We start from the raw sequence: 10,574 nt of genomic DNA on the forward strand, positions 1-10,574 counted from the left end.
ACAAACTACAATGTATGTATTGGATGTGGAAAATGTATAAAGGCATGTCCAAATGAAGGTAGGGATGTTAAAGAAGAAGGATTTATGGTGTATGTTGGAGGTAAGACCGGAAGGGAGGTAATAGAAGGAGTAAGCATGAAATTAATGAGTGTTGAAGAGATACTTGACTTTATTGATAAAGTATTGATCGTTTACGATAAATATGCTAAAAAACCGGCAAGGGAAAGATTGGGCGCAGTTATGCAAAGAGTAGGTTATGGAAAGTTCTTAGAAGAAGTTAAAGAACTTATGAAACAAAATTAAATACTTTTTTAATCTTTCAATCTTTTCAATATTAAAGAATTTAACCATAAAAATTTTTATTACTTTTTAAGTTTTTTTCATAATAATTATATCTCATCCCCAAACTAAAAAACATAAGTATTAGTCGTTTTCCCAAAAAAACCGGTCAAAAATCTTTTTATATTATTAAATGCACTATATAGATTGTCAAAAAATAAAAAATGAGGGTGAGAACATGGTTAAAGTTGCAATTTTAAGATGCGATAGTGCAGCAAAAACCTGTCCTGCAGTAGGCTGTATGACCGCGGCATTAAACAAAAAAGACACATTTAAGGATTACGAAGATTTTGAACTTGTAACCATGATAACATGCGGTGGATGCCCAGGAAGACTGGGAATAAATCAGATAAAACAGTTGGTAGAAAAGCACGGAGTAGAAGTTGTTCACTTTGCAACATGTACAACAGCACTTAAACCAAAGTGTATCTATACTGATGAAATGAAAGAAGAAATTGAAAAAACTGGGGCAAAAGTAGTGTTGGGTTCCCACTTCTAAGCCCAACTTTTATTAATTATGTTTTATAGATTAGAAATTATACATGTAAAATCCTAATAAAGAGGGGGTTGTATGAAGATATCACGATATAAAATTGAAGTTGACCAGGACAAATGTCTTGGTTATGAAGAATGTGGATTGTGTATTAAAGCCTGTGAAGAAAACATCCTTGTGCCTGATCCTGAAACTAAAAAGGTAAAAGTAGATAAAAATAAAGAGATTTACTGTGATGGAATAGGTTCCTGTTTAGATGTGTGTCCTGTTGATGCCATAAAAATCACAAAAGAAGAGGTAGAGGTAAGTAGTTCTGCCCATAATAATAGTCATGCTCATTCACATTCGCATTCAGAAGGACACAAATGCCCAGGTTCAATGGCAATGACCTTTAACAGAAAAAAATGCGAAAGTAACGACCAAGGGATGGATTCAGAAATAGAGTCAGAGTTAATAAACTGGCCTGTTCAACTTCATCTACTAAATCCAATGGCACCATACTTTAAAGATGCTGAATTGGTAATTGCAGCAGACTGTGTTCCATTTGCCTATGCAAACTTCCATAAAAAATTCTTAAAAGGTAAAGTTTTAGCCATTGGATGTCCAAAATTGGACGACGTTTCAGAATACGCTGAAAAAATAAGGGCGATTGTTGAATTGAACAATATTAAAAAAGTGGATGTTGTAATAATGAGCGTTCCATGCTGTCATGGATTATATGCGTTAGTAAAAAATGCACTTGAAGGAACAGGCTGTGAAATAAGAAAGCATGTGATATCAATTGATGGTAGGGTAGTTGAATAAACACTACATTGAACTCTGCATAAGAGTATTAATATACGATAAAACGTAATAATAATTATGTCACATTGGAGCGTATAATGAATAATATTTGTGTATCTTTTTGGATAATAATTGTCAAAAATTCATATATATGATAAAAAACAAATGTAAATTTGTTAAATAAAGGGTGAGTCTATGGAAGACATTAGACAAAAAATAAAATCAATTATAGACGGTATAATGGGGAAGAGCTCCAGTGCTGTTACAATAACTAAGTCAACCGGGGAGGGTATAACTATGAGACCATCAAAAATGTTCTGTTATCAATGCCAAGAAACTGCAAAAAATACTGGATGTACAATCATCGGAGTTTGTGGTAAAAAAGACAACGTGGCAAACCTTCAAGACCTTTTGGTATATACTGTGAAAGGTTTAGCAGTTGTTCGTGAGAATTTAGGATACTCAAACGATAAAACCGATAGATATATCGTAGACGCATTATTTACAACAATTACAAATGTAAATTTCGATGATAAAGATATTATAGAAAAAATAAAAGAAGGTTTGGCACTTCGTGAAGAGGCCGCATCAAAAAGTACATGTCCAGGATGCGGTGGAGATTTGCCTGACTGTGCAACATGGACTGCAGATTCAGACGATGAAATTATAAAAAAGGCAAATTCACTTGAGGTTTCCGTTCTTGCAACAGAAAATGAAGATGTCCGTTCTTTAAGGGAATTATTAACTTACGGGGTTAAAGGTATTGCAGCATATCTACACCACGCCATGGTTTTAGGATATGACAACAAAGATATTCACAAATTTATAAGAAAAGCACTTGTTGCAACAACTGATGATAGCCTATCTGCCGACGAGCTCACAGCACTCGTACTTGAATGTGGTAAATATGCCGTTGATACAATGGCATTACTCGATAAAGCAAATACCGAAACCTACGGACATCCTGAAATAACCGAAGTAGATATTGGGGTTAGAAACAACCCTGGTATTTTAATAAGTGGGCACGATTTGAAAGATTTAGAACAACTCTTAGAACAAACAAAGGGAACTGGTGTTGACGTATATACACACAGTGAAATGTTGCCTGCTCACTACTATCCTGCATTTAAGAAATACGACCACTTTGTAGGAAACTACGGGGGATCATGGTGGAGACAGAAAGAAGAATTTGAAGCATTCAACGGACCAATTGTAATGACTACAAACTGTCTTGTTCCGCCTGCTGAAAGTTATAAGGATAGAATATATACAACAGGAGTTGTAGGATTCCCAGGACTTAAAAGAATACCAGAAGATGAAAATGGAAATAAGGACTTCTCAGAAGTAATCGAACAGGCTAAAAAATGTGCTCCACCAAAACAACTTGAAACTGGTAAGATTGTAGGTGGTTTCGCACACAACCAAGTATTGGCATTAGCAGATAAGGTTGTTGAAGCTGTAAAATCAGGAGCTATAAGAAAATTCGTTGTAATGGCTGGATGTGATGGAAGACATCCTTCAAGAGAATACTACACCGAATTTGCAAAGAAACTTCCAAACGACACAGTCATATTAACCGCAGGATGTGCAAAATATAGATACAATAAATTAGGTTTAGGAGACATTGGTGGAATACCAAGAGTATTAGATGCTGGACAGTGTAACGACTGTTACTCATTAGCAGTTATTGCACTTAAATTAAAAGAAGTATTTGAATTAGATGATATAAACGACCTTCCAATTGCATTCAATGTAGCATGGTACGAACAAAAAGCAGTTGCAGTTCTATTGGCATTACTCTACTTAGGTGTTAAAGATATCGTATTAGGTCCAACACTACCTGCATTCTTATCTCCAAATGTAGCTAAGGTGCTTGTAGAGAAATTTGGAATAAGCGGAATAACCACCGTTGATGAAGATATTGAAAGACTGATAAACAAATAATTGCAAAAATAAGAATTAGCTATTGGTCATTATTAATTACTAACTATCTTTTATTTTTTTTAGGTGACATTATGATAGAAACAGTATATAATTTTACAACCGAATCTGATTCAAAGATTGTGGAAAAAATAGTTAATACCGACGAAGTTCAAATTATTCATATGATATTTCCAAAAGGGGAAGGCACACCTAAGCACTTTACAAACTCAAAGGTTCATTTAATAGTTGTAAAGGGAGAGATGACATTAACTTTGGAAGACCAAGAGCCAAAAGTATATCCTGCTGGATCAATAATTCATTTGCCGTTCAATACAAAGATGATTGCTCAAAATTTAACATGTGATGTTCTTGAATTCTTTGTAATCAAAGCACCACATCCTTCAAAAATAGGTGGTCCAGAAGAACCAATTAAAATTAACGAATAACTTAAATAAAAAGTAATGTTCATAATATTTACAATATAACCATTGCAATTTTCTATGCCCTCGATAGGCATACAGTTAAATATATGTGCTAAATTTAATTTTTAAATTAAATAACTTATTACTTTTTTATTATTTTTTATAATAGTTATATCTTCATTATTAATTTAAATGAATACTAATTATCCATTTTTAGGGTAAAAATAGTCAAAAATACTTTTATATTACAAATAAGCATATAAATTAATTAAATTGAAATCTCTTTGAGATTGTAGCTCTTCGATGGTGATATAATGCAATTAGAAGAATTAATGGAAAAAATCATGTCAAATAAAATGAAACTGTCCTTAATGAGTAGGTTGAAGTCAATAGAACAATATAATAACGAATTATACAATGATATATCAAATAGTCAGATGAAGGATGTAGAAGCACTTTATGAGAAGTACATGATATATATTGGGGGAAAACCTAACATAAAATTTGAATTAGATGGAGACATTAGGGAAATTTTAAAAGAAACTATAGAATTAGAGAAAAAACTTATAAAAGAGAGTGGAATGACCTTTGGAGTAAGGCAAACAACAATACATTGTCTCACAAATGATGAAAGGTTTTACCATTACTTGAAAAATATTTAATTTAAATTTCATTCCTTCTTTTTTAATTAAAACTAAGAGGCGATAACATGATAGATGCACACACCCATCTAGATGTTAGAAGTTTTGAAGATATGGAAAAGATGGCATTAAGTGGAATTGAAACCATTGTAACATGTGCCCATGACCCATACAAAATGAGTGTTCCAGAAGTTTATCTTGATCACTGGGATAGGTTGATTAATTTAGAAACAAAAAGAGGAAAAATGGCAGATGTGGAAGTTAAGGTAGCGTTGGGAGTTCATCCTATGGGATACCCTAAAAACTGGGAGCTCCTTATAAAAAAACTTCCAGGGTTTTTAGACAATGAAAATGTTGTGGCAATTGGGGAAACTGGATTACATTATATTGCGGACGAAGAAAAAAACCTCCTAAGAGAACAACTAATTCTTGCAAAGGATTACAACATGCCAATAATTGTTCATACTCCGGAGAAGAATAAGAAAGAAGCGTTAGTTGAGATTTTAAAACTTCTCGATGAAGTTAAAATAAAAGACGATTTAGTAATGATAGACCACATAAACAAAGAAACAGTAGAGTTAATCGATAGGGATGTTTACGTTGGTTTGACTGTTCAGCAATCAATGAAAATAGATCATGTTGAGGCATCTGAAATAATAAAGAACTACGATAAAAAATTTATTTTAAGTAGCGATTTAGGAAGTTTAAAGGCAGATATCTATGCACTCCCAAGAACCAAACTCCATATGAAAAAAATAGGGGTTGATGAGAAGAAGATAACTGATTCAATTTACAAAAATGCAAAAACGTTTTACAGGTTATAGGCATACTCCCACTTAATTCATGAATTTAGATATTTTTTAAATACATTAGAATTAATCAATATATCGAAAATTTTAAATATAATATGGCCCTATTTTTTAAAAAAAATAAGGTGTTAATAATGAGTAAAAAAGGATTAGGGTTTTTTGAAAAGTATCTTTCAATATGGGTGGCATTGTGTATAATCGCAGGGATTCTAATGGGCAATTATTTATCAATAATTCCTCAAACACTCTCAAAATTTACGATAGCCAATGTTAACATTCCGATAGCAGTTCTAATATGGGCGATGATTTATCCAATGATGGTAAAGATTGACTTTAGAGCTGTAGAGATGATAAGAAAGAATTACATTAAAGGAATGACAATAACATGGGCTGTAAATTGGTTAATAAAACCATTCACAATGTATCTATTTGCTTCATTATTTTTAATAACGATTTTTTCAAAATTGGGCTTTATTCCATTGGAATTGGCTAAGGAATATGTTGCTGGAGCAATACTTTTAGGAGCAGCTCCATGTACTGCCATGGTGTTTGTTTGGAGTTATTTGACCGATGGAGATCCTTTATATACATTAGTGCAGGTAGCCACAAATGATTTAATAATACTCATCGCCTTTGCTCCAATAGTTGGGTTCTTAATGGGAATAAGCGACATTCCTATTCCTTACGATACGTTGTTCCTTTCAGTATTCTTATACGTAGTTATACCATTAGTTTCTGGATATCTATCAAGGAAGTATCTAATGGCACACAAAGGACAAAAATGGTTTGAAAAAACATTTATACCAAGTTTAAATAAGGTTTCAATATTAAGTTTATTGATGACTCTGGTGATTTTATTCTCATTTCAAGGAGAAATAATACTAAACAATCCCCTGTACATATTGCTGATATCCATACCACTAACAATACAAACATTCTTTGTATTTGGTTTGGCATACACCTGGGCAAAAAAATGGAAATTACCACATAATATCTCTGCTCCGTCAGCACTTATTGGAGCAAGTAACTTCTTTGAGCTTGCGGTTGCAGTTGCGATAACATTATTTGGGCTCAACAGTGGAGCTGCACTTGCAACAGTTGTTGGCGTTCTTGTAGAGGTTCCATTGATGCTAACACTTGTCTGGATTGCAAATAAGACAAAGTGGTGAAATATTATATTACTGGTGCTATTTGATTAGGTGAAAAATATGAAGGTTTTGTTTGTTTGTGTACACAATAAAAGAAGAAGTATAATGGCAGAGGCATTTGGGAAGAAATATGGACTAAATGCCTATAGTGCAGGGTTGGAAAAAACCGATGGTGTTGATGAAAAGGTTGTTGAAGTTTTAAAAGAAAAAAATTTAAACGTAAAACAGAAGCCTCAAACAATAGACGAGGTTGTTAGAGAGGTTGGAAATTTTGACGTTGTCGTTACAATGGGATGTTTGGATAAATGCCCATTTGTTCCAGCAAAAAAGCATATAGGTTGGGATATTGAAGACCCTGCAGATAAAGATATTGAAGTTTATAGGAAAGTCAGAGATGAAATCGAGAAGAAAATCGAAGAATTAATCCAGATATTAAATTATTAAGGTGTGGTGATATTAATGAAAGTCACATTTATCTACCATGAGGGAAACAAGAGAATGGAGAAGTTCTATAAAAACCTGCTAAATGAACCAGATTTTTGTAGAATATGTGAGGATTGTTATAACTGTAGAGGAGATTGGAGTTTTAAGGATAATGTAAATGTTTTAGAAGTAAAGAAAGCATACGAGGAATTTATCGACAATCCCTATGAATATATTCCAGAAGTTCCAGAAGGGGATGTTTGTATAGCTCAACTACATGATGATTTACTGTATGAGCTCCCACTGTTTTTAAAGGAAAAAAATTATAGGGCTCTAATAGTACCTTCTGAAGCTCCAGATGATTTATCCATTGCTATGAGAAATAGTTTAAAAGAAATGTGTGAGAACAACGGAATAGAGTTTGAGAATCCAAAACCGTTCTGTTCCTTAAAGAAGGTAGAAGGTAAAAATGCCATAAATGAATTTATAGAATACTTTAGAATTGGAGCTCCAGAGATTGAAGCCGAGGTAGTGGGACATACTATAAAGGATGTTAAAGTTAAAATTTCATCACCATGCGGGGAAACCTACTACATCGCAAAGAGGATAAAAAATAAAGGAATTAGAGAGTTAAAAGATGAAATAGCAAATGCCCACCACAACTATCCGTGTTTGGGAAGTATGGAGTATGACAAGGAATTAGAAGACACGATACTACATGAGGCAGGATACATAGCAATAGACTCTATAAAAAAGGCACTATCATCGCATAAATGTAAAAATAAATTTTGTTCAAAAGGTTGTGGAGGATTCTTATAATCGGTTAAAATAAAGGCTTTATGGGTACCTCAAGCTAATAATATGTTACATATTCTTTTTTCTATTTTAATTAATTTTAAATTATTTAACTAGTTGTGTTTATTTTTTATAGAATAATTTTTATAAAGTTACATCACCATATGGTAGTAAAATATTTTAAAATAATACATTTAATAAAGGGATAATATGAAAAACAATGTTTTTGTGGTCATCCCCGCATACAATGAAGAAAAGATGATAGGGAACACCCTAAGAAGATTAAAGAATGAGGGATATAAAAATTTAATAGTTGTGGACGATGGGAGCTCTGATAGAACCTCCGAAATAGCAAAAAAGGAAGGTGCAATAGTTTGCAGACATATAATAAATAGAGGGTTAGGTGGAGCTCTGGGAACTGGATTAAAATGTGCTCTACAGTACAAACCAAATGTTATTGTAACATTTGATGCAGACGGACAGCATGAACCAAAGGATATTGAAAAAATCGTAAAACCTATTTTAGAAGATGATTATGAGGTAGTTGTAGGCAGTAGATTATTGGATGAAAATGAAGTTAAAAATATGCCAACTGTTAAAAGGATTGGAAACTGGGGATTAAATTTTGTAACATATTTAATGGGGGGCCATTTTGTAACTGACAGTCAGAGTGGTTTAAGGGCATTTTCTTACGGAGCTGCTGAGAAAATAACCAATCAATTAAAGAGCAATAGATACGAAGTTTCATCAGAGTTTATAGTTTTAATTAAAAGAAACAATTTAAAATTTAAAGAAGTTCCAATAAAAACAATATATACGGATTATTCCATGGCAAGAGGAACGAATGTATCGACAGGATTTAAAATTTTATTTAAGTTGATTATACAAAAATTAATTTAAACTTTATTTTATGGTATTCTTATTATTTATTGGACAGTATCCATGTCGTATAGCAATTAGAGGAAGATTAAAAAGAATATATCACTTTTAACATATATTTTAAATTTTATTAATTAAAAAAGGTTGAAATCATGTTTAGTATAAGAAAAATAATAACAATATCTGATTATGTAACGGTAATAAACATTGTTTTAGGGATGCTGGGGATATTATTTCACGATTTCAGGTTTATCTATGCGTCAGTTGTTTTTGATGCATTGGATGGTTTTGTTGCAAGGAAAACTAACACAGTATCCGAATTTGGAGCAGAACTGGATAGTATTTGTGATGTTGTTAGTTTTGGTGTGGCTCCTGCATATTTGACCTATTACTACTTTGAAGGAAATCTTAGTTTAATAGCTTCTTTAATATTCTTAATTGGCGGAGCTCTAAGGTTGGCAAGATTTGGAATATTGGATGTCAAACATTTTGTCGGATTGCCTATCCCTGCAGCTGCTTTGGTTTTGTGTGTAGTATCTCAAATGATTTTAGAATACAACATAACTTCAAATTTAGCTTCAATAACTGCCATAATTGCCGGGTTTTTAATGGTTAGCGATATTCAATATCCGAAATATCCTCAAAAGATATCAATGGGTATTTTTGCAGTTTCATTAATTCTCTCGTTATTCGGGATTGTAGAACCTCTGGCATTTTGTGCTATAGGATATGTTCTTTATGGCATTATTAAATTTAAGGGATAAAATCGTTTAAAATGAGAAATAATTATTATAATCGTTCTATCAACAACATAAATATTCAAAATTAAAGAAATTTCTATTTTTATATTTTAGTTTAAAGATTCACTATTTTATGCAGTATTTAATAGAATAATAAAATAATAGAAAAATTTATATTTAATAATATTTATTCTCGATAATATATTATTGAATAAAATGGTGATAGAGTGTTAAAAAAGTTAATAGGATTATTAACAATCCTGATTGTAGCCGTTGGATTCTGTGGATGCATAGATGGAACAGATGTAGATGCAGATACTGCCACACCGGCACAATCGGGAGCTCCGGCTGTAAGTGAAGATACAGGAAAAATAAAAATAACAGATATGCTTGGAAGAGAAGTTGAAATCCCAAAGGACGTAAATGAAATAGTATGTGTTGGGCCGGGATGTTTGAGGTTAATTACCTATTTAAATGCTACCGATAAAGTCGTTGGAATTGAGGGCTTTGAAAAGAAAAAAAGTACAGGAAGGCCTTATATATTAGCACATCCTGAACTTTTAAATCTTCCAGTAATTGGAAATGGAGGACCTAGCGATATCGGTAAAGGACCAAATGTAGAACAGACCTTAAAGGTTAAGCCAGATGTAATATTCATAACCTACATAACTAAAGAGAAAGCAGACGAAATTGAGCAAAAGACAGGTATTCCAGTTGTTGTTTTAAGCTATGGAAAGTTGGCAACATTCGATAATGAGGACATATTTAACTCTTTAAAAATAGCAGGAGAAATTTTAGATAAAGAAGATAGAGCAGAAGAAGTTATTAAATTTATAAAAGATTGCGAAAATGACTTAAATGAAAGAACAAAAGACATTCCAGATGAAGAAAAACCAACAGTCTATGTTGGTGGAGTGGCATTTAAGGGTGTGCATGGAATAGACAGCACCCAATGTAAGTATCCCCCATTTGAAGCAGTTAATGCCAAGAATGTCGCTGATGAGCTGAATAAAGAAGGGCAGGCATTTGTTAATAAAGAACAAATTTTAAAATGGAATCCAGATATTATATTCATTGACGAAGGAGGATTAAAATTAGTTATGGATGATTATAAAAAGAATCCTGAGTTTTACAACTCATTAAATGCGTTTAAGAATGGGGAAGTTTATGGACTATTGC

13 protein-coding genes are annotated in these 10,574 nt (G+C 32.6%); all 13 read left to right on the forward strand.

Features of this window, described 5'->3' with window-relative positions:
* Nucleotides 1-303: 4Fe-4S dicluster domain-containing protein (locus tag F555_RS08805; protein WP_040682728.1), on the forward strand; the 303-nt coding region annotated here is incomplete at its 5' end.
* Between the two features lie 214 nt (nucleotides 304-517).
* Complete coding sequence (locus F555_RS0100435; RefSeq protein ID WP_018153256.1) at nucleotides 518-838, forward strand: CGGC domain-containing protein; 321 nt, start codon at nucleotides 518-520, stop codon at nucleotides 836-838.
* Nucleotides 839-910: 72 nt separating this feature from the next.
* Nucleotides 911-1,636, forward strand: coding sequence for an ATP-binding protein (locus F555_RS0100440; RefSeq protein WP_018153257.1), 726 nt, complete (start codon nucleotides 911-913; stop codon nucleotides 1,634-1,636).
* A gap of 291 nt (nucleotides 1,637-1,927) precedes the next feature.
* A complete protein-coding gene (gene hcp / locus F555_RS0100445) occupies nucleotides 1,928-3,559 on the forward strand; it encodes a hydroxylamine reductase (protein WP_026182881.1) in 1,632 nt (543 codons plus the stop codon).
* A 71-nt stretch (nucleotides 3,560-3,630) separates the two neighbouring features.
* Entirely contained in the window at nucleotides 3,631-3,984 is a 354-nt protein-coding gene (locus tag F555_RS0100450; RefSeq protein WP_018153259.1) for a cupin domain-containing protein, read from the forward strand.
* A 290-nt stretch (nucleotides 3,985-4,274) separates the two neighbouring features.
* The gene (locus F555_RS0100455; RefSeq protein ID WP_018153260.1) at nucleotides 4,275-4,622 is read left to right on the forward strand and encodes a hypothetical protein; all 348 of its coding nucleotides are present in this window, start codon (nucleotides 4,275-4,277) and stop codon (nucleotides 4,620-4,622) included.
* Between the two features lie 47 nt (nucleotides 4,623-4,669).
* On the forward strand, nucleotides 4,670-5,425 hold the full coding sequence (locus tag F555_RS0100460; protein WP_018153261.1) for a TatD family hydrolase: 756 nt from the start codon (nucleotides 4,670-4,672) through the stop codon (nucleotides 5,423-5,425).
* Between the two features lie 119 nt (nucleotides 5,426-5,544).
* Nucleotides 5,545-6,579, forward strand: a complete 1,035-nt coding sequence (gene arsB, locus F555_RS0100465; protein WP_018153262.1) for an ACR3 family arsenite efflux transporter — start codon at nucleotides 5,545-5,547, stop codon at nucleotides 6,577-6,579.
* Nucleotides 6,580-6,618: 39 nt separating this feature from the next.
* Nucleotides 6,619-7,002, forward strand: coding sequence for an arsenate reductase ArsC (locus tag F555_RS0100470; RefSeq protein ID WP_018153263.1), 384 nt, complete (start codon nucleotides 6,619-6,621; stop codon nucleotides 7,000-7,002).
* 15 nt (nucleotides 7,003-7,017) lie between these two features.
* Complete coding sequence (locus F555_RS0100475) at nucleotides 7,018-7,800, forward strand: DUF166 domain-containing protein (RefSeq protein WP_018153264.1); 783 nt, start codon at nucleotides 7,018-7,020, stop codon at nucleotides 7,798-7,800.
* Nucleotides 7,801-7,986: 186 nt separating this feature from the next.
* Complete coding sequence (locus tag F555_RS0100480) at nucleotides 7,987-8,676, forward strand: glycosyltransferase family 2 protein (RefSeq protein ID WP_018153265.1); 690 nt, start codon at nucleotides 7,987-7,989, stop codon at nucleotides 8,674-8,676.
* 131 nt (nucleotides 8,677-8,807) lie between these two features.
* Nucleotides 8,808-9,419 carry a CDP-diacylglycerol--serine O-phosphatidyltransferase gene (gene pssA, locus F555_RS0100485; RefSeq protein WP_018153266.1) on the forward strand — a complete coding sequence of 204 codons (612 nt, stop codon included), beginning with the start codon at nucleotides 8,808-8,810 and terminating at the stop codon, nucleotides 9,417-9,419.
* A 203-nt stretch (nucleotides 9,420-9,622) separates the two neighbouring features.
* Nucleotides 9,623-10,574, forward strand: a 952-nt coding sequence (locus tag F555_RS0100490) for an iron ABC transporter substrate-binding protein (RefSeq protein ID WP_018153267.1), incomplete at its 3' end; no start/stop codon positions are given.

The sequence above is a fragment of the Methanothermococcus thermolithotrophicus DSM 2095 genome, from assembly GCF_000376965.1.
Classification (GTDB): Archaea; AGJL01; Methanococci; order Methanococcales; family Methanococcaceae; genus Methanothermococcus; species Methanothermococcus thermolithotrophicus.

Coding starts and splice junctions, on each gene's coding strand:
- F555_RS0100435 (WP_018153256.1), top strand. CDS start 518: ATGGTTAAAGTTGCAATTTTAAGATGCGATAGTGCAGCAAAAACCTGT.
- F555_RS0100440 (WP_018153257.1), top strand. CDS start 911: ATGAAGATATCACGATATAAAATTGAAGTTGACCAGGACAAATGTCTT.
- hcp (WP_026182881.1), top strand. CDS start 1,928: ATGTTCTGTTATCAATGCCAAGAAACTGCAAAAAATACTGGATGTACA.
- F555_RS0100450 (WP_018153259.1), top strand. CDS start 3,631: ATGATAGAAACAGTATATAATTTTACAACCGAATCTGATTCAAAGATT.
- F555_RS0100455 (WP_018153260.1), top strand. CDS start 4,275: ATGCAATTAGAAGAATTAATGGAAAAAATCATGTCAAATAAAATGAAA.
- F555_RS0100460 (WP_018153261.1), top strand. CDS start 4,670: ATGATAGATGCACACACCCATCTAGATGTTAGAAGTTTTGAAGATATG.
- arsB (WP_018153262.1), top strand. CDS start 5,545: ATGAGTAAAAAAGGATTAGGGTTTTTTGAAAAGTATCTTTCAATATGG.
- F555_RS0100470 (WP_018153263.1), top strand. CDS start 6,619: ATGAAGGTTTTGTTTGTTTGTGTACACAATAAAAGAAGAAGTATAATG.
- F555_RS0100475 (WP_018153264.1), top strand. CDS start 7,018: ATGAAAGTCACATTTATCTACCATGAGGGAAACAAGAGAATGGAGAAG.
- F555_RS0100480 (WP_018153265.1), top strand. CDS start 7,987: ATGAAAAACAATGTTTTTGTGGTCATCCCCGCATACAATGAAGAAAAG.
- pssA (WP_018153266.1), top strand. CDS start 8,808: ATGTTTAGTATAAGAAAAATAATAACAATATCTGATTATGTAACGGTA.